This window comes from Bradyrhizobium sp. cf659, assembly GCF_900113725.1.
Classification (GTDB): Bacteria; Pseudomonadota; Alphaproteobacteria; order Rhizobiales; family Xanthobacteraceae; genus Bradyrhizobium.
Genome location: NZ_FOQJ01000020.1, coordinates 48,257 through 66,945 on the forward strand (window position 1 = coordinate 48,257; position 18,689 = coordinate 66,945).

At 65.6% G+C, this 18,689-nt stretch carries 18 protein-coding genes and 1 pseudogene; 12 read left to right on the forward strand and 7 right to left on the reverse strand.

The features are described 5' to 3' along the window. Positions 1-79 precede the first annotated feature (79 nt). Positions 80-676 carry a glycerol-3-phosphate 1-O-acyltransferase PlsY gene (gene plsY / locus BM118_RS39230; protein WP_092193278.1) on the forward strand — a complete coding sequence of 199 codons (597 nt, stop codon included), beginning with the start codon at positions 80-82 and terminating at the stop codon, positions 674-676. Positions 677-826: 150 nt separating this feature from the next. Further along, entirely contained in the window at positions 827-2,041 is a 1,215-nt protein-coding gene (locus BM118_RS39235) for a patatin-like phospholipase family protein (RefSeq protein WP_092193280.1), read from the forward strand. On the opposite strand, the gene BM118_RS39240 is transcribed toward BM118_RS39235, so the two are convergent. Beyond that, positions 2,033-3,277 carry an amidase gene (locus tag BM118_RS39240; RefSeq protein ID WP_092193282.1) on the reverse strand — a complete coding sequence of 415 codons (1,245 nt, stop codon included), beginning with the start codon at positions 3,275-3,277 and terminating at the stop codon, positions 2,033-2,035. The two genes, BM118_RS39235 and BM118_RS39240, sit on opposite strands and share 9 nt — an antisense overlap. Positions 3,278-3,568: 291 nt before the next feature. Between BM118_RS39240 and BM118_RS39245 the strand changes: the two genes are divergently transcribed. Together BM118_RS39245 and dprA are read left to right on the forward strand one after the other, a co-directional pair. Beyond that, the gene (locus BM118_RS39245) at positions 3,569-3,994 is read left to right on the forward strand and encodes a DoxX family protein (RefSeq protein WP_092193284.1); all 426 of its coding nucleotides are present in this window, start codon (positions 3,569-3,571) and stop codon (positions 3,992-3,994) included. A gap of 106 nt (positions 3,995-4,100) precedes the next feature. Then, a pseudogene (gene dprA, locus BM118_RS39250) lies at positions 4,101-5,212 on the forward strand (DNA-processing protein DprA). A 235-nt stretch (positions 5,213-5,447) separates the two neighbouring features. Here dprA and BM118_RS39255 read toward each other — a convergent pair. After that, positions 5,448-5,870, reverse strand: coding sequence for a winged helix-turn-helix transcriptional regulator (locus BM118_RS39255; protein ID WP_092193286.1), 423 nt, complete (start codon positions 5,868-5,870; stop codon positions 5,448-5,450). 83 nt (positions 5,871-5,953) lie between these two features. Between BM118_RS39255 and BM118_RS39260 the strand changes: the two genes are divergently transcribed. Next, a complete protein-coding gene (locus BM118_RS39260) occupies positions 5,954-6,562 on the forward strand; it encodes an FMN-dependent NADH-azoreductase (protein WP_092193288.1) in 609 nt (202 codons plus the stop codon). 61 nt (positions 6,563-6,623) lie between these two features. Here BM118_RS39260 and BM118_RS39265 read toward each other — a convergent pair whose 3' ends face one another. Both BM118_RS39265 and BM118_RS39270 read right to left on the reverse strand, forming a co-directional pair. After that, entirely contained in the window at positions 6,624-6,806 is a 183-nt protein-coding gene (locus tag BM118_RS39265) for a hypothetical protein (RefSeq protein ID WP_092193291.1), read from the reverse strand. Between the two features lie 175 nt (positions 6,807-6,981). Then, entirely contained in the window at positions 6,982-7,755 is a 774-nt protein-coding gene (locus BM118_RS39270; RefSeq protein WP_177235085.1) for an SDR family oxidoreductase, read from the reverse strand. A gap of 121 nt (positions 7,756-7,876) precedes the next feature. On the opposite strand from BM118_RS39270, the gene BM118_RS39275 reads away from it, so the two are divergent. After that, a complete protein-coding gene (locus BM118_RS39275; protein WP_092193295.1) occupies positions 7,877-8,347 on the forward strand; it encodes a winged helix-turn-helix transcriptional regulator in 471 nt (156 codons plus the stop codon). A gap of 199 nt (positions 8,348-8,546) precedes the next feature. On the opposite strand, the gene BM118_RS39280 is transcribed toward BM118_RS39275, so the two are convergent. Next, a complete protein-coding gene (locus BM118_RS39280) occupies positions 8,547-8,786 on the reverse strand; it encodes a hypothetical protein (RefSeq protein ID WP_177235086.1) in 240 nt (79 codons plus the stop codon). A 228-nt stretch (positions 8,787-9,014) separates the two neighbouring features. Here BM118_RS39280 and topA point away from each other — a divergent pair, with 228 nt between their 5' ends. The 4 genes from topA to BM118_RS39300 are packed head-to-tail and all read left to right on the forward strand — an operon-like array spanning position 9,015 to position 15,345. Then, positions 9,015-11,771 (forward strand): type I DNA topoisomerase, encoded by a 2,757-nt coding sequence (gene topA / locus BM118_RS39285; protein ID WP_092193299.1) that lies wholly within the window; start codon positions 9,015-9,017, stop codon positions 11,769-11,771. Between the two features lie 7 nt (positions 11,772-11,778). Then, entirely contained in the window at positions 11,779-14,130 is a 2,352-nt protein-coding gene (gene rnr / locus BM118_RS39290; RefSeq protein WP_092193301.1) for a ribonuclease R, read from the forward strand. Then, complete coding sequence (locus BM118_RS39295) at positions 14,124-14,564, forward strand: DUF983 domain-containing protein (RefSeq protein ID WP_092193303.1); 441 nt, start codon at positions 14,124-14,126, stop codon at positions 14,562-14,564. Before rnr ends, BM118_RS39295 begins: the two co-directional genes overlap by 7 nt. 31 nt (positions 14,565-14,595) lie before the next feature. After that, positions 14,596-15,345 (forward strand): NUDIX hydrolase, encoded by a 750-nt coding sequence (locus BM118_RS39300; RefSeq protein ID WP_092193305.1) that lies wholly within the window; start codon positions 14,596-14,598, stop codon positions 15,343-15,345. Positions 15,346-15,487: 142 nt separating this feature from the next. Here BM118_RS39300 and BM118_RS39305 read toward each other — a convergent pair whose 3' ends face one another. Continuing rightward, positions 15,488-16,030 (reverse strand): hypothetical protein, encoded by a 543-nt coding sequence (locus BM118_RS39305; RefSeq protein ID WP_092193307.1) that lies wholly within the window; start codon positions 16,028-16,030, stop codon positions 15,488-15,490. A 319-nt stretch (positions 16,031-16,349) separates the two neighbouring features. Between BM118_RS39305 and BM118_RS39310 the strand changes: the two genes are divergently transcribed. Together BM118_RS39310 and rpmG are read left to right on the forward strand one after the other, a co-directional pair. Continuing rightward, positions 16,350-17,675, forward strand: a complete 1,326-nt coding sequence (locus BM118_RS39310) for an LLM class flavin-dependent oxidoreductase (RefSeq protein ID WP_092193309.1) — start codon at positions 16,350-16,352, stop codon at positions 17,673-17,675. A gap of 207 nt (positions 17,676-17,882) precedes the next feature. After that, positions 17,883-18,050 carry a 50S ribosomal protein L33 gene (gene rpmG / locus BM118_RS39315; RefSeq protein ID WP_007603295.1) on the forward strand — a complete coding sequence of 56 codons (168 nt, stop codon included), beginning with the start codon at positions 17,883-17,885 and terminating at the stop codon, positions 18,048-18,050. Positions 18,051-18,378: 328 nt separating this feature from the next. On the opposite strand, the gene BM118_RS39320 is transcribed toward rpmG, so the two are convergent. Then, positions 18,379-18,689, reverse strand: a 311-nt coding sequence (locus BM118_RS39320) for a transposase (RefSeq protein WP_143099451.1), incomplete at its 5' end; no start/stop codon positions are given.

Consider the following 18,689-nt stretch of genomic DNA (forward strand, 5'->3'; position numbering starts at 1 on the left):
CACCGCAACAGCGGATCGGGACGGAATCATGCGTGGCGTCGCAGTTCAGCATGGAGATGCGGCCAAGGGATTTGCAGCCATGGGTCTTGAAGCTTTTTTGCCGGTAGCGCTCGTCATTGGCTACCTCCTCGGCTCGATTCCGTTCGGGCTGGTCCTGACCAGGCTCGCCGGCACGCAAGATATCCGCTCGATTGGCTCCGGCAGCATCGGCGCCACCAATGTGCTGCGCACGGGACGCAAGAGCCTTGCTGCGGGCACCCTCTTGCTCGATGCGCTCAAGGGCACGGTGGCGGTCGTGATCGCCGGCTACATCGCCGGCCCCAATGCCGCGATGGTGGCAGGCCTCGGCGCCTTCCTCGGCCATCTCTTCCCGGTCTGGCTCAAGTTCCGCGGCGGAAAGGGCGTCGCGGTCTATATCGGCATCCTGCTCGGCCTGTTCTGGCCGGCCGCATTGGTGTTCTGCCTGCTTTGGTTAGCTACCGCCTTCACCACCCGCTATTCCTCGCTCTCGGCGCTGGTGGCGTCCTTCATCACGCCAATTTTCCTGTGGTGGTTTGGCCACCTCGCATTGTCTGCGCTGTTCGCCGTGCTGACGCTGCTGCTGTTCTACGCGCATCGCGAGAACATCAAGCGGCTGCAATCGGGCAAGGAAAGCCGGATCGGCGAGAAGGCGTAACGCCGGGAAAAAGTACGAATACCGCCGCGCCCCTTCCGCATTATATGCCAAATCCTGTTCGCAACTCGAAAGCCAATCGTGGCCAGAGTGGCGAACGAGTTCCATGCCTGTCATCCTGACTGCGGACATGGCGTTACGCGGTAGCTCAGAATGAGCGAGAAGATTGTCGGCGCGCATATCGACGGCGGTTCGCAAGGTGCGACGCGCACCGCGGCGAGCCGCCTGCTGTCCATGACGGACATCTGGTCCGATGCGCCCTCGCCGCCGCCGGCTCCAGAGCCCGCCGCCGTCCGATCGCCAGCGCCGCCGCCCGCTCCCGTCGCGCAAACGCCGCAGCGTATCGAACTCGCGACCGTCGCAGCGCCGGTCGCGCGCGATCAGGTCCCTTCAAGACAATGGCCACCGCGAAAACTCTCGCTGGCGCTTCAGGGCGGCGGCACCTTTGCCGCCTTCACCTGGGGCGTGCTGGAGCGGCTCTTGGAAGAGCCCGATATCGAGATCGACTCGATCAGCGGCGCCAGCGCCGGCGCCGTCAATGCGCTGCTGCTCGCTTGCGGCCTCGCCGAGGGCGGCCGTGAGGCTGCGCGCTCGCGGCTGAACCGGTTCTGGGTCCGCCTGATGCATGAGGCCTCGTTCCGCTCGCTGATGCTGGTCGGCGGCTTTTCGCCGGCGGGAAGCTCGGTCGCGTTCGGGCCGACGCTGCGCTCCGGCCAGTTCGATCCGTTCGATCTCGATCCGCTGCGGCAGGCGCTGTCGCGCGACATCAATTTCGCGGCGCTGCGCGCGGCGAGATCGCCCAAGCTCCTGATCGCGGCGACTCGGATCCGCGACGGGCAGCAGCAGATCTTTCGCAATGACGCCATCACGACCGACGTCGCGCTGGCCTCGACCTGCCCGCCCCTGGTCCACTGCGCCGTCGAGATCGACGGCGAGGCCTATTGGGACGGCGGCTTCGGCGGCAATCCGCCACTGCTGAAGCTGGCGCAGGAGACGGCGGCGACCGACATGCTGCTGGTCCAGCTTACCCCGTCCCGCGACAGCTACGTGCCGATCACGCTCGCCGCCATCGACCGCCGGCTCGACCAGATCACCGCAAACGCCGCGCTCAATGCCGAGGTCGCGGCGATCGCATGGGCGCAATCGCACGCCGGATGTTCGCTGCGGCTCTCCACGATCGCGGCGGAAGACTCGATTGAAGGCCTGGCGCAGCGCAGCTCGGCCGATCTCGGCCGCGGTTTCATCCGCCTGTTGCACCGGAGCGGTCGCGAAGCCGCCGGGCGCTGGCTCGGGCAAGGCGCAACGATCAGTGCAGCTCCGCCTGCATCCGATCAGCGCCCCGCCTCCGCAGAACCCGCGCTAGCCTGATTTCGCCAGCGCATCCTCCAGGAACCACGCCGTCGCAAGCGCATGCGCGTCGTTGCCGAAGCGCGCGATCACCTGCACGCCGATCGGCAGGCCATTGACCTTCAGCACCGGCACGTTGACGCAAGGATTGCCCATCAGCGTCCAGAGCCGGTTGTAGCGGGGGTCGCCGGTGCTCGCGAGTTCCTTGGCCGGCGCCGTGCCCGGCGCCGAATAGGTCAAGAGCACGTCGACGCCCTCGAACACTTCGCCGAGCTCGCGGCGGCCGCGGCGACCGGTCCGGCGCGCCTCGTCATATTCCTTCGGCGTCAGCCCGACCGTCGCATCGAGACTGGCGCGCAGCATCGGCGCGATCTCGTCGTGATGCTCGGAAAACTCCCAGGCGAGCGCGCGATGTGCCTCGAAATCCTGAATGATGGGATGGATGCGCCAGGCCTCCCGCACCGACTCCGGCAGATCGATGGTCTGCACACTGGCCCCGGCCCGCTCGGCCACCTTGATCGCGGCTTGCAGCCCCTGCTCGGCCGCCGGCTCGACAGCGCCGGCGAACTCCTGCCTGACCACGCCGATCCGCGGCGCCTTGGCCGGGACGATGCCGGAGAATTCGCTGCGACCGGTCATCGCCAGCAGTCCGCGCGCGAGATCCTCCGCGCGCGCGCCGAACAGGCCGACCGTGTCGAGCGCCCACGAATAGCACTTCACGCCGACGGTCGGCAGCATCCGGAACGACGGCTTGATCGCGGCCGTCCCGCAATAGGCGGCGGGCCGGATCACCGAGCCGCCGGTCTGGGTGCCCAGCGCCAGCGGGATCATGCCGGCACCGACCGCCGCCGCCGAGCCCGAGGACGAGCCGCCCGGCGAATGGCCGGTATTGTGCGGATTGAGCGTCGCCGTAGGATCGCGCGAGGCGAACGCCGTGGTGGTGGTCTTGCCGATGATGGTGGCCCCTGCCCGCTTCAGCATCATCACGACCGGCGCGTCCGAGCGCGGCTGCCAGCCGCGATAGATCTGCGAGCCCATCTCGGTCGGCATATTGGCGGTGTCGATGATGTCCTTGATCCCGACGGCGATGCCGCGCAACGGGCCGGAGGCTTGCGCTCTTGCCGATTTGTCGTGGCGGACGAAGGCATGGACCTCCTTCTCCCGCGCCTCGATCGCCGCGTGCGACTGCGCGATGGCGGCATCGGGCGAAAGCTCTCCGCCATCGATGCGGCGCTGGAGGTCGGCAAGTGAGATCATGGCAAAACCCTTCTTATTGGAATCGCTTTTAGCATCGCGACGAGGTCGCGCAAGCGCACGGGAGGCGACCGATCCATGCGTGCGGTCAACCGAAGCCAACGGCTCGCCCCGCGCATTCGCCTCCGCGGCGCCGCCGCCGCCAAGATCAAAAATGGAAACAGTACCTTTCAATCATTTCTATTTCGGTCGCAATTCGATCGGGCCAGGTTGAGGACACAACGCAGGGCCCTCGGCGCGCACCTTCTTCGCGCCACCGCCGCCGGACCCCAAACAAGCACAGGAGCGACTATCATGGATACGACCCGTTATGCTTCCCTCGTTGGCCGGCTGCTGATTGGCCTCCCGTTCGCAATGAGTGGCTTCAGCAAGCTCGCCGCTTATGGTGCGACGACCGCTTACATCGCCTCTGCAGGACTACCGGTGCCGCCGGTGGCTTATGTGATCGCAGTGCTCGTCGAACTCGGCGGCGGTCTCTTGCTCATCGCCGGCTATCAAGCCCGCTCGGTCGCGCTGGCACTCGCCATATTCTCGCTGGCCGCAGCAGCCTCGTTCCACAACAACTTTGCCGACCAGAATCAGATGATCCATTTCCTCAAGAACGTGATGATGGCAGGCGGCCTGCTTCAGATCTTTGCCTTCGGCGCCGGTGCGCTCAGCCTTGACGCTCGCGTCTCGCGGGGCGGCGTCGGCGTTACTCAAGCCGCGCACGCTCGCTGAGCGGACAAGCTTGCGGAAGACCCGCCGACTGCGGCGGGTCTTCCGGTCGTGCGTTTGACCGTGACCTCTGCGCACGCCGCTGTTGCCCACGCCTTCAGGTTGTTCCATTCTGCGGCTACAAGGAGACGCCGTGGACGCCATCAATCCCAGTGTGGAGCTGACCGAAGCCGAGCGGATCGACCGCCTGCGGCTGATCCGTTCCGACAATGTCGGGCCGCGCACCTTCCGCTCGCTGGTCGATCATTTCGGCACCGCGCGCGCCGCGGTGGCGCGGCGCGGTCGGGACGGATCTGTAGCGCGGACGAGGCCAAGGCCGAATTGGCTGCCAGCCGCAAATTCGGCATCGCCTGGCTCGCGCCCGGCGAGGACGGCTATCCGGCGCGGCTGGCGACGCTCGATGACGCGCCGCCGCTGCTCGCCGTGCGCGGCGATGTCGCGACCTTGATGCGGCCGATGATCGCCATCGTCGGCTCGCGCAACGCCTCCGGCGCCGGGCTGAAATTTGCTGGTCAGCTCGCGCGTGAGCTTGGCGAGGCCGGCTTCATTATCATCTCGGGCCTCGCCCGCGGCGTCGACCAGGCCGCGCATCGCATGAGCGTCGAGAGCGGCACGATCGCGGTGCTCGCCGGCGGCCATGACTGCATCTATCCGCCCGAACACGGCGATCTGCTCGCAGCGATCCTCGACCACAATGGCGCGGCGATCTCCGAGATGCCGCTCGGCCACGAGCCGCGCGCCCGCGACTTCCCCCGCCGCAACCGGTTGATCTCGGGCGCTTCGCTCGGCGTGGTCGTGGTGGAGGCGGCGCACCGCTCGGGCTCGCTGATCACCGCGCGCATGGCGGCCGAACAGGGCCGCGAGGTGTTCGCGGTGCCGGGCTCGCCGCTCGATCCGCGCGCCGCCGGCACCAACGATCTGATCAAGCAGGGCGCAACGCTCGTCACCGAAGCGGCCGACATCATCAACGCGGTCGCACCGATCATGGAGCGGCCGCTGATGCATCGGGCGCGCGAGCCCGACAGCGAGCCGTTCGAAAGCGATCCGCAGACGCACGACCGCGACCAGATCATCGGCCTGCTCGGCCCCGTGCCGATCGGCCTCGACGATCTCGTGCGGATGTCCGGCGCCTCGCCGGCGATCGTGCGCACCGTGCTCTTGGAGCTGGAGCTGGCCGGCCGGCTCGAACGCCACGGCGGCGGATTGGTGTCGCTGCTATAGAACGAGATGGGTGTGGGCTGAGTTGGTACGCGCCCATAACTCGGATCGCCTCTCCCGCAGGGAGAGGTCGGAGCGCATCGAAAGATGCGATCCGGGTGAGGGTTTACGGTCTCACCGAATGCTGCGGCCCCTCACCCGGATTGCTTCGGACGATGCTTCGCATCGCCGGGCGCAATCCGACCTCTCCCCGCTGGGGAGAGGTGACGCCCACTGACGGCCGACTGACCCCAACGCTTTAGCCGTCGCCGCGCTTGTCGAACTTCGTCCGTGCAGCCTCGATCTGCGCCAGATGCTCCATCGCCCACTTGCCGAGCGCCTCCACGGGCCGCGACAGGCCGCGGCCGAGATCGGTCAGCTCATAGTCCACGCGTGGCGGAATGGTCGGGAAGATCGTGCGCGTGACGAGGCCGTCGCGCTCCAGCCCGCGCAACGTGAGGGTCAGCATCCGCTGCGAGATGCCGTTGATCATGCGCTTGAGCTCGTTGAAGCGCTTCGGTCCGTCGCCGAGCATCATGATGACGAACACGCTCCATTTGTCGCCGACGCGGGACAGCACGGAGGCAACCCCGCGGCAGTCCGCATGGTTGGGATCGGGCCTTTGATCCGACCTTGGCGAAGCAGGCAGATCGATGTGCGCAGGTTTCAGGGATGTGCCCATGGCTCAAAAAAGTGCGTTCTTGCGGGGATTTCGGCAGTCACTCATGTAGTCCTGGTTACAAACATATACCATGGGTGACCTCAATGAAACTCCTCCATATCGACTCCAGCGTGCTCGGCCCCCACTCCGTCAGCCGGCAGGTCTCCGCCGCCATCGTCGACCGTCTCAGGCAGGCGACGCCCTCGCTGGACATCGTCTATCGCGACCTGACCCAGACCCCGCTCGCCCACCTCTCCGGCTCGCATCTGGCGGCCGCGCAAGGCGCCCCTGCGCCGGCGGAGCTCGGACCGGACCTTGCCGCGAGCGCAGCCGCGCTGGACGAATTCCTGACCGCCGACATCGTCGTGATCGGCGCGCCCATGTACAATTTCACCATTCCGAGCCAGCTCAAGGCCTGGATCGACCGCGTCTTGGTGGCGGGAAAGACCTTCAAATATGACGCGAACGGGCCGCAGGGCCTTGCCGGCGGCAAGCGGGTGATCGTTGCGATCTCGCGCGGCGGCTATTACGGCGCCGGCTCGCCCGCGGCGGCGCTGGAGCATCTCGAAACCTATCTGCGCGGCGTGTTCGGCTTCATGGGAATCCAGAACCCCGAATTCATCATCGCCGACGGCATCCAGGTCGGCCCGGAGCACCGTGAGAAAGCGCTGGCCGGCGCACTTCAGGCAGCCACCAGCCTTCAGGCGGCGTGAGGCTCACGCCGATCGCAACAGCCGCTGCCGGATTCCGGCGGCGGCTGCCAGATCGCACTGGCTAAAACCAGGCGCCCTGAATGCCCAGGATGACGGCCACGAGCGAAATGAACAGGCCGATGCCGGCGAAAAGGGCCACCCCGATGAGCTCCGATTTGTCGGAGCGTCTGGCGGGAATGGCGGAACGTTCGGTGAAAATACGCGGTGCTGAAATCGACGAAAAAATGCGAGCTGCCTTTGGCATCACGGGCTCCCTGAAAATGAGTCTTGTGACCCCTGCCCGTAAAAGGGTCTTGGCAGCTTGCGCCAAGGTTCAACCACATCACGCAAGGTTCAGAAAATACATCCTTCAAGACCAGGGATCCGGCCGGCGCAACCGATGTGGTCGCACCGACCGATTCAATTTGCACTTGATTTGATCAGCCGTGATAGATCGGCGCGCCGCTCGGCGAGGCCACCGCGCCGCCGTCGACGAAGATCTCCTGGCCCTGCACATGCGCGGAATCATCGGAGGCGAGGAACAGCACCGTCTTGGAAATGTGATCGGGTTCGCCGATGCGGCCGAGCGGCGTCGACAGCGCGATCCGCTTCTCGAACGCCTTCTCGGCTTCGGGCGTTGCGATCGCAGCGCCCCAGATCGGCGTGCGGATCGCGCCCGGCGCAACGACGTTGACGCGGATGCCGCGCGGCGACAGCTCCGAGGCCATGATCCGCGCCATCGCCCGCACGCCGGCCTTCGCTGCGCCGTACGCCGAGTAGCCGGGAATGCCGAGCACCGAGATCACCGAGCCGTTGAGGATGATCGAGGCGTTGTCGTTGAGATAAGGCAGCGCGGACTGAACCGTGAAGAACACGCCGGTGAGGTTCGTGCTGATCACCTTCTCAAAGACCTCCAGCGTCGCCGCACCGAGCGGCGTGCTGCCGGGAATGCCGGCATTGGCGAACACGATGTCGAACTTGCCGAACTTCTCGGCGCCCTGCCTGATCGCAGCTTCAGTGGCGGCGATGTCGGTGGCATCAGCGGCAACCGCGAGTGCGTTCGGACCGAGCTCCTTCGCGGCGGCCGCCAGCGTCTCCTTGTTGCGCCCGGTGATCACCACTTTCGCGCCCTCGGCCACGAACAGCTTTGCCGTCGCAAGCCCGATGCCGCTGTTGCCGCCCGTAATCAATGCCGTCTTGTTCTTCAGTCTCACGCTCGCCTCCAGTGGTTGCATAATGAAACTACGTTGCCATCTAGGGCATTCGGTTTTATGATGCAACCACACAAGCGCGTGATCTGCGCCGGGACCCGGCGACTGTTGTGGGATCGAGACGATGGTGAAACGAACCAGCTTCGAGGGCGATACCTGCCCGATCGCGCGCGCGCTGGAGGCGATCGGCGACTGGTGGTCGCTCCTGATCATCCGCGAGGCGCTGTTCGGCCTGCGCCGCTTCGGCGAGTTTCAGAGCAAGCTCGGCATGGCGAAGAACATCCTGGCCGCGCGGCTGCGCGCGCTGGTCGATCACGGCATTCTGGAAACCGCCCCCGCCTCCGACGGCAGCGCCTATTCTGAATATGTGCTGACGCCGAAGGGCCGCGGCACCTTCCCGATCCTGGTCGCGCTCCGGCAATGGAGCGAGGCGTTCGACGACCACCCCGAGCAGATCGCCACCATCCTGGTCGATCGCGAGAAAGGCCGCCCGGTGCGCAAGCTCGAGCTGCGCGCGGAGGACGGCCGGCTGCTCAGCTCCGCGGACACGACGCTGAAGCCACGGCCGGCGCCGCGGCGGCGCGCAACAGGATGACATCGCGCACGATCTCTCCTCATGGTCGTCCCGGCCTAGTGCGCAATTGCGCACGGGGGCCGGGACCCATAACCACAGGGAGAGGTTAGGCGAAGACTCGTGGTTCGGAATTGGCCCCCCGCTCAGATCGATAGACCTCGCGGTATGGGTCCCGGCCCCCGTGCGCAATTGCGCACTAGGCCGGGACGACATGAGAACCTCACGACAGCTTGCGCCTGGTGCGCAGCCGCAGATGCTCGTCGGCCTCGAGCTGCGTCATCCCTAGGAGATAATGCAGCACGTCGAGCCTGTGGCGCTCGGCGAGCTTGCGCAACACCGCCACCTGCTCGGCGATGAAGGCCACCGCCTCGTCGGCGCCGCCCTCCCCCGGTTCCTCGTGGCGCGAGCCTCCCGGCGCGCCTGATGCGGCGCGCGCCCGTTTCCTTCCTGGCTTAGTCACCAGACCCCACCCCGAATCCATGCCCCGCGGGGACATTACGCCCACATCGATCGCAACTCCAAGGTGGTATTTTGCAACTTTCTCGATATGAAACTTTTCCCATTGCGGCGGCTTTCTACACCCCTCGATTTGACAGCGACGGTCCCACCACCCATGTTCGCTTCGAAACGGCCGACCCGAATCTCGTCGAATTCGGCCCAGAATTTCCCCGTAAGTTACTGGAACTACATGAATATCGTCATTGTGGAGTCGCCGGCGAAAGCCAAGACGATCAACAAATATTTGGGCTCGTCCTACGAGGTTCTGGCCTCATTCGGCCATGTCCGCGACCTCCCGGCGAAGAACGGTTCCGTCGATCCCGACGCCAATTTCAAGATGATCTGGGAGGTCGACCCCAAAGCGGCCGGCCGGCTCAACGATATCGCCAAGTCTCTGAAGAACGCCGACCGCCTGATTCTCGCCACCGACCCTGATCGCGAGGGCGAGGCCATCTCCTGGCACGTGCTGGAGGTGCTGAAGGAGAAGCGCGCGCTCAAGGACCAGAAGATCGAGCGCGTGGTGTTCAACGCCATCACCAAGCAGGCGGTCACGGACGCGATGAAGCATCCGCGCCAGATCGACGGCGCGCTGGTCGACGCCTATATGGCGCGCCGCGCGCTGGACTATCTGGTCGGCTTCACCCTCTCCCCCGTGCTGTGGCGCAAGCTGCCGGGCGCCCGCTCGGCCGGCCGCGTGCAGTCGGTGGCGCTGCGCCTCGTCTGCGACCGCGAGCTCGAGATCGAGAAGTTCGTGCCGCGCGAATATTGGTCGCTGATCGCAACGCTGCTGACGCCGCGCGGCGATACGTTCGAGGCGCGCCTCGTCGGCGCCGACGGCAAGAAGATCCAGCGTCTCGACATCGGCACCGGCGCGGAAGCCGAAGACTTCAAGAAGGCGCTGGAAGCGGCCGCCTACGCGGTCACCGCGGTCGATGCAAAACCCGCCCGGCGCAATCCGCAGGCGCCCTTCACCACGTCCACGCTGCAGCAGGAAGCCAGCCGCAAATACGGCTTTGCGCCGGCGCACACGATGCGCATCGCCCAGCGCCTCTATGAAGGCATCGACATCGGCGGCGAGACCACCGGACTCATTACTTATATGCGTACCGACGGCGTGCAGATCGATCCGTCCGCGATCACCCAGGCGCGCAAGGTGATCGGCGAGGATTACGGCAACGCCTATGTGCCGGAGGTCCCGCGCCAGTACCAGGCCAAGGCCAAGAACGCCCAGGAAGCGCACGAAGCGATCCGCCCGACCGACATGTCCCGCCGCCCGGACAGCATGAGCCGCAAGCTCGATTCCGATCAGGCGCGGCTCTACGAGCTGATCTGGAAGCGCACCATCGCGAGCCAGATGGAAGCGGCCGAGCTCGAGCGCACCACCGTCGACATCACCGCGAAGGTGGGCGGCCGTACGCTGGAGCTGCGCGCCACCGGCCAGGTCGTCAAGTTCGACGGCTTCCTCGCGCTCTATCAGGAAGGCCGCGACGACGAGGAGGACGAGGACTCCCGCCGCCTGCCCGCCATGAGCGCCGGCGACGCCCTGAAGCGGCAGTCACTCGCCGTCACCCAGCATTTCACCGAGCCGCCGCCGCGCTTCTCGGAAGCTTCGCTGGTCAAGCGCATGGAAGAGCTCGGCATCGGCCGGCCCTCGACCTATGCCTCGATCCTCCAGGTCCTGAAGGACCGCGGCTACGTCAAGCTTGAGAAGAAGCGCCTGCACGGCGAGGACAAGGGCCGCGTCGTGGTCGCGTTCCTCGAGAGCTTCTTCAGCCGCTACGTCGAATACGACTTCACCGCCAATCTGGAAGAGCAGCTCGATCGCATCTCCAACAACGAGATCTCCTGGCAGCAGGTGCTGAAGGATTTCTGGAGCGGCTTCATCGGCGCCGTCGACGAGATCAAGGATTTGCGCGTGGCGCAGGTGCTTGACGTGCTCGACGACATGCTCGGACAGCACATCTATCCGCCCCGCGCCGACGGCGGCGACATCAGGCAGTGCCCGAGCTGCGGCAATGGCCGGCTGAATCTGAAGGCCGGCAAGTTCGGCGCCTTCGTCGGCTGCTCGAACTATCCGGAGTGCCGCTATACCCGCCAGCTCGCCGCCGACAGCGAGGCGACCGCCGACCGTTCGCTCGGCCAGGATCCCGACACCGGCTTCGACGTCTGGGTCAAGGCCGGCCGCTTCGGGCCCTATATCCAGCTCGGCGAACAGAAGGACTATGCGGAAGGCGAGAAGCCGAAGCGCGCGGGCATTCCGAAGGGCACCTCGCCCGGCGATGTCGAACTCGAGCTTGCGCTCAAACTGCTGTCGCTGCCGCGCGAGATCGGCAAGCATCCCGAGACCGGTCAGCCGATTACCGCCGGCCTCGGCCGCTTCGGGCCGTTCGTGAAGCACGAGAAGACCTATGCCAGCCTCGAGGCCGGCGACGAAGTCTTCGACATCGGCCTCAACCGCGCGGTCACGCTGATCGCGGAAAAGGTCGCCAAGGGCCCGAGCCGCCGCTTCGGCGCCGACCCCGGCAAGGCGATCGGCGATCATCCGACGCTCGGCACCGTCACCGTGAAGAGCGGCCGTTACGGCGCCTATGTCACCGCGGGCGGCGTCAACGCGACGATCCCGGCCGAGTTCGAGAAGGACACCGTCACGCTACCGCAGGCGATCGCGCTGATCGACGAGCGCGCGGCCAAGGGCGGCGGCAAGACCAAGGCGAAGAAGGCGGCGAAGCCGGCCAAGGCCAAGAAGGCTGCGGCGAAGGCCGCCGACGGCGATGATACCGCGCCAAAACCCAAGAAACCGGCCGCGAAGAAAGCTGCGGCCAAATCCGAATCCACCAGCAAGGCGCGCGCCGCCGTGTCGTCGACTGCCAAGACGTCGCCGACGAAGGCCGCCGCCAGCAAGAATCCTGCAAATACTCCGGCCAAGAAGAGTGCCGGCAAGAGTTAGAGGTTAAGTGAAACGCAAGAATGACCGTGGCTTTCCCGACAGGCAAGCCATCGTCGCCTTCATCAAGGCAAATCAGGGAAACGTCGGCACCCGCGAAATTGCGCGCGAGTTCGGCCTGAAGAACGCCGATCGCGTCGAGCTCAAGCGCATGCTGCGCGAGCTCGCCGACGACGGGACCATCAAGAAGAAGCGCCACAAGGTCTCGGAGCCGGACAGCCTGCCGTCGACGCTGGTCGCCGACATCACCGGCCGCGACGCCGATGGCGAACTGATCGCCTCCCCCACCGAATGGGACGAGGTCGAAAGCGGCGAACCGCCAAAGATCCTCATCGTCATGCCGCGCCGGCCGAAGCCCGGCACGGCCGCCGGCGTCGGCGACCGCGCGCTGCTGCGCGTCGACCGCCTCGACGAGACCGAAGGCCCGGCCTATCGCGGCCACATCATCAAGGTCTTCGACAAGGCCAAGAGCCGCATCCTCGGCGTGTTCCGCGAGCTGCCCGAAGGCGGCGGACGGCTCGTTCCCGTCGACAAGAAGTCTGCCGATCGCGAGCTGAACATCGCCGCGGCCGACACGCAAGGCGCGCAGGACGGCGACCTCGTCAGCGTCGACATCATCCGCTCGCGCGCTTTTGGCCTCGCCTCCGGCCGCGTCAAGGAGAAGCTCGGCTCGGTCAAGTCGGAGAAGGCGATCAGCCTGATCGCGATCTACGCGCACGACATCCCCCTGCAATTCCGCCCCGCGGCAGAGCGTGAGGCGGAAGCCGCAGAACCCGCGAACCTGAAAGGGCGCGAGGATTGGCGCGACGTTCCGCTCGTCACCATTGATCCGCCCGATGCGAAGGATCACGACGACGCGGTGCATGCGCAGGCCGATGACGATCCCAACAACAAGGGCGGCTTCATCGTCAACGTCGCCATCGCCGATGTGAGCTTCTATGTCCGGCCGGGCACCGCGCTCGACCGCGACGCGCTCGACCGCGGCAACTCGGTCTATTTCCCCGACCGCGTCGTGCCGATGCTGCCGGAGCGCATCTCCAACAATCTCTGCTCGCTGGTGCCGGGCGAGCCGCGCGGCGCGCTCGCGGTGCGGATGGTGATCGGCCCTGATGGCCGCAAGCGCTCGCACACCTTCCACCGCATCCTGATGCGCTCGGCGGCCAAGCTCAATTACGCGCAGGCGCAGGCCGCGATCGACGGCCGGCCTGACGACACCACCGGCCCCCTGCTCGATCCGATCCTGAGGCCGCTCTACGCCGCCTATGCCTGCGTCAAACGCGCCCGCGACGAGCGCGATCCGCTCAACCTCGATCTGCCCGAGCGGAAGATCCTGCTCAAGAGCGACGGCACGGTCGATCGCGTCGTCGTTCCGGAGCGTCTCGACGCGCACAAGCTGATCGAGGAGTTCATGATCCTCGCCAACGTCGCGGCCGCCGAGATGCTGGAGAAGAAGTCGCTGCCGCTGATCTACCGCGTGCATGACGAGCCGACGCTGGAGAAGGTCCACGCGCTCGCAGAGTTTCTGGAGACGCTCGACGTTCCCTTCGCCAAATCAGGCGCGCTGCGCCCCGCCCTGTTCAACCGCGTGCTGGCGCAGCTCGAAGGCCACGACCACTTTCCGCTGGTGAGCGAAGTCGTGCTGCGCGCGCAGGCGCAGGCCGAATATTCCGCCGAGAATTACGGTCATTTCGGCCTCAACCTGCGCCGCTATGCGCATTTCACCTCGCCAATCCGCCGCTATGCCGACCTCGTCGTGCACCGCGCGCTGGTCCGCGCGCTCGGCCTCGGCGAAGGCGCGCTGCCCGACAGCGAGACGCCGGAAAGCCTCGGCGAGGTCGCCGCCCACATCTCGGTGACCGAGCGGCGCGCCATGAAGGCGGAGCGCGAGACCGTGGACCGGCTGATCGCCCATCATCTGGCCGACCGCATCGGCGCCAGCTTCCAGGGCCGCGTCTCCGGCGTCACGCGCGCCGGCCTGTTCGTCAAGCTCACTGATACCGGCGCCGACGGACTGATCCCGATCCGATCCCTTGGCACGGAATATTTCAACTATGACGAGAGCCGCCATGCGCTGGTCGGCACGCGCAGCGGCACCATGCATCAGCTGGGTGACGTGGTCGACGTCCGTCTGATAGAAGCAGCCCCCGTCGCAGGCGCGCTGCGCTTCGAATTGCTGTCGTCGAGCGGCGAGACCGCGCCGCGCGGCCGCAGGTCATCCGGTCCGCAACGCCGCCCCTCGTTCAAGGCGCATCCCGGACGCAGTCCGGATAAAAAACGCAAGCCAGCGAAGCCGAAGTCCGGCAAGGGGAAGACGGGCAAAGGAAAAAGTAAGGGCAAGGGTCAGAAGGGCAAGGCATGGTGACGATGAGCACGGCCCCAAAAATCTGGACGCGCGAGACCGGCCTCGTCGAGAAGCGCGACGTCTGGACGGCGATGAAGCGCGGCTTTCGCGGCCGCTGCCCGCGCTGCGGCGAAGGAAAACTGTTCCGCGCCTTCCTGAAGACATCAGACAATTGCACGACCTGCGGCCTCGACTTCACGCCGCATCGCGCCGACGATTTGCCCGCCTATCTCGTCATCGTCATCGTCGGCCACATCGTTGTGCCCGGCATCCTCTGGATCGAGACCAACTACACGACGCCGGTCTGGCTCAGCTTCGCAGCCTATCTGCCCTTCACGTTCTTCGCCTCGCTCGCGCTGCTCCAGCCGGTCAAGGGCGCCGTGGTCGGATTGCAATGGGCTCTGCGCATGCACGGCTTTGACGACAACCCTCCGGATGGTATTCCGCCGGTGTAAGCAATAAGCAAAAAACGGTTTGGGTGAGGACATGACGGACACGTTGCAGGCAGCTGAGAAGGCAAGGATCCACGAGGGCAAGGAAGCCGACCATCATCCCTATTTCCGCCCGAAGGATGCGGCGACACTGATCCTGGTCGATCGCAGCGGTGCCATTCCAAAAGTCCTGGTCGGCAAGCGCCACGACAAGGTGGTGTTCATGCCCGGAAAATTCGTCTTCCCCGGCGGCCGCGTCGACAAGGCCGATTACCGCGTTCCGTGCGCTGCCCCCATCACCTCCGAGCTCGAAGCCAATCTCGCCAAGGGCAGCCCGCAGACGCCGGCCTCACGGGCCAAGTCGCTGGCGATCGCCGCGATCCGCGAGGCCTGCGAGGAGACCGGCCTCTGCCTCGGGCGCAAGGCCGAGGGCAAGGCCAGGCTCGAAGGCCCGTGGCAACCATTCGCGGATGCGGGGCTGCTACCCGACCCCTCCAGCCTGTTCCTGATCGCGCGCGCCATCACCCCGCCCGGCCGCGTCAAGCGGTTCGACACGCGCTTCTTCACCGCGGATGCCTCCGCGATCACCCATCGCGTCGAGGGCGTGATCCATGCGGATGCCGAGCTTGTCGAGCTGGTCTGGGTCGAGCTCGGCTCGAAGCCGCTCGCCGATCTGCATCCGATGACGCGCAACGTGCTCAACGAGCTCGACACGCGCCTTGCCACCGGCCCGCTCCGCCACGACGCGCCTGTACCGTTCTTCCATTTCTACGGCGGCAAGATGCAGAAGGATATTTTGAGCTAGGCCGTCATTCCGGGGCGCGCGAAGCGCGAACTACGATGCGCAATTGCGCATCTGAGAATCCATTCATCCACAATCCCCGCGGCCAGATGGATTCCGGGCTCGCGCCAAGAGGCGCGCCCCGGAATGACGAGGAAGTTCCTTCTCAGTCCGCGTCCGGCTCGGTGCCGACATAGTCGCGCGCCGGAAGTTTGAGCGCCCGCTCGAGTTCGTTGGCGAGCATGTCCGCCTCCTCGCGCCTGGTGAAGCTCATCAGGTTGATCGGCTCGGTGCCCTTGCTGCCGCAGAGATTGACGTCATAGGTCGTCAGATCCGCGTCGTAATCGTCGGTGATGCTGATGAAATGATAGTCGGCGAGATTGCGGTGCTTGCGAATATTCAGCGGGCCGAACTGGCTGGTGATGACGATCTGGCGCAGCGTCTCGTTGAGCACGACGAAAGTGCGGAAGGTGAGCAGGATCAGGCCGGGGATGCCGACGAGCAGCCCGAGGCCCGTGAATACCAGCACCGGCACGAGGTCATCGGCGAGCCGGCCGAAGCCGGAAAAATCCTGGCGCAGGCCGAGCGCGACATTCCAGAGCAGATAGCTGCTCGCCGCCAGCAGCGGCAGCGACAGCAGCCGGCCGATCCAGGGCATCGGACGATCGATGCGGACCATGCCGCCATCCACTGTCATCGCGCCTGCCATTGATGGTCTCCTCACGAGGTCATGGCTTGGTCGGAGCGAGCGGCGGATTGGTTCGAAGAGGCGCCCCTCTCTCCCCGTCATTCCGGGGCGCCGCGTAGCGGCGAGCCCGGAATCCATCGGGCCGCAGAGACTGCCGAGGGATGGATTCTCAGATGCGCAATTGCGCATCGTAGCTCGCGCTGCGCGCGCCCCGGAATGACGAGTTTGTGCTGACCTGACGGCGAAAAATAAAAGATTCTTCCCACCTCTCCCAATGGCAGAGTTCCTCCGCGTCCCTATGTCTTCCCGAACGACACCCAGAACGGACTGAAGGCGCGCGATGGCACAACGGCAACTCAAGCTTGGCGCGTTCATGCGCCCGATCAGCATCCACACCGCCGCCTGGCGCTATCCCGGCGCCTGGCCGGACGCCAATTTCAATTTCGGTCACATCAAGACGCTGATCCGCAAGCTCGAGGCCGGCAAGTTCGACGCCTTCTTCATGGCCGATCACCTCGCCGTGTTGAACATGCCGGTCAACGCGCTCAAGCGCAGCCACACCGTGACGTCGTTCGAGCCGTTCACGCTGCTGTCGGCGCTCTCCGCTGTCACCGAGCGGATCGGCCTGATCGCGACGGGCTCGACCACGTTCGACGAGCCCTATCACGTCGCGCGCCGCTTCGCCTCGCTCGACCATCTCAGCGGCGGGCGTGCCGGGTGGAACATCGTCACCACCTCGAACCCGGACGCGGCGCTGAATTTCGGTCTCGACGACCACATGGAGCACGCCGAGCGCTACAAGCGCGCCCGCGAATTCTACGACGTCGTCACCGGCCTCTGGGATTCCTTCGCCGACGACGCCTTCGTGCGCGATGTCGAGAGCGGGCTGTTCTTCGATCCCGCGAAGATGCACACGCTCGATCACAACGGCAAATATCTGAAGGTGCGCGGGCCCCTCAACATCGCCCGCCCGGTGCAGGGCTGGCCGGTGATCGTGCAGGCCGGCGCCTCCGAAGACGGCAGGCAGCTCGCGGCCGAGACCGCGGAAGCCGTGTTCACCGGCGGCGGCAGTCTCGCCGACGGGCAGAAGCTCTATGCCGACATCAAGGGCCGCATGGCGAAGGTCGGCCGCGACCCCGAGCACCTGAAAATCCTCCCCGGCGCCTTCGTCGTGGTCGGGGACAGCGTCGACGAGGCCAAGGAGAAGCGCGCGCTGCTCGACAGCCGCGTGCATTACGACAGCGCCATCGCCTCGCTCTCGGTCATTCTCGGCACCGATGCCTCCGGCTTCGACCCGGACGGGCCGCTCCCCGAAATCCCCGAGACCAACGCCAGCAAGAGCGGCCGCCAGCGCATGGTCGACCTCGCCGCGCGCGAAAAACTCACCGTGCGCCAGCTCGCCCAGCGCGTCGGCGGCTATGGCGGGCTCGCCTTCGTCGGCACCGCCAAGACCATCGCCGACCAGATGGAGGAATGGCTGGTCGGGCGTGGCTCGGACGGCTTCAACATCATGTTCCCGTTCCTGCCCGCCGGCCTCGACGATTTCGTCGACAAGGTGGTCCCGGAACTCCAGCGCCGCGGGATTTTCCGGAAAGAGTATGAAGGGGCCACTTTGAGGGAGAATCTGGGCCTGCCGCGGCCGAAAAACCGGTTCTTCGAGGCCTGATCGGCCCGATTTGAGTGGTTTTCCGCGCTAGAGCCCCTGGCGTGGCTCTAGGTTGTTGTTTTTGACGCGTTTTCTTGACGCGAACCGGTGCCCACTTCGCTGGAAAACGCTTCGAAACCTTGACATCAGGCGGTTTCTGGCTAGGTTGCCGGCCAACGCGGGCCGTTTGGCCGGCTCCAGATTCCATTCATTTCTGAGGTTCTGAACATGGCCAAAGCGGTCACCATCAAGGTCAAGCTCGTGTCCTCGGCCGACACCGGCTTCTACTACGTCGCCAAGAAGAATTCGCGCACCATGACCGACAAGCTGGTCAAGAAGAAGTACGACCCTGTCGCGCGCAAGCACGTCGAATTCCGCGAAGCCAAGATCAAGTAAGATCGCGGGATACGCTGAAGGACTTTGACGGGGCCTCACGGCCCCGTTTTTATTTTGTCCTTCGTGTCCCGGACGCGCTGCAGCGCTCTTGCGCTGCTGCGCTGAGCCGGGACCCAGAAGGCAACACTGTATGATGCGGCAACATGGGCCCCGGCTCTGCAGCGCACCGCTCAAGGAGCGCTGCGCTGCGTCCGGGGCACGAGACTGAAGTTGACGGACCAGTCATGCTCCACGCCGTCACTGCGATGAGCGCTTGCGGCGGGCCTTAAGGTCCCGCCTTTATTTGATCCGTCATCCTGAGAGCCTGACTCAAAAAGCGTGGGCGTTTTCAGGGTCTGGCCAAGCGGCGAGTTAGGAGCCTCAGATGGGCGGCGAGCAACCAGGCTAGCTCGGTGGCGGCGGAGCCTTCGAAGTCTTTGGAGAGGCGACGACATCTGCCGAACCATGCAAAGGTACGCTCGACGACCCAGCGCCTGGGCAGGAGCTGGAAGCCTTTGACCCCGAGCGGTCGCTCGACGATCTCGATCGTCCATGGTCCGCAGTCGGAGAGTGCGTTGACGAGCTGTTTGCCGCGATAAATCCGATCGGCAAAGACATGCTCAAGCCTTGGGAAGCGGTCTCGCAAGAGCTCCAACAGAG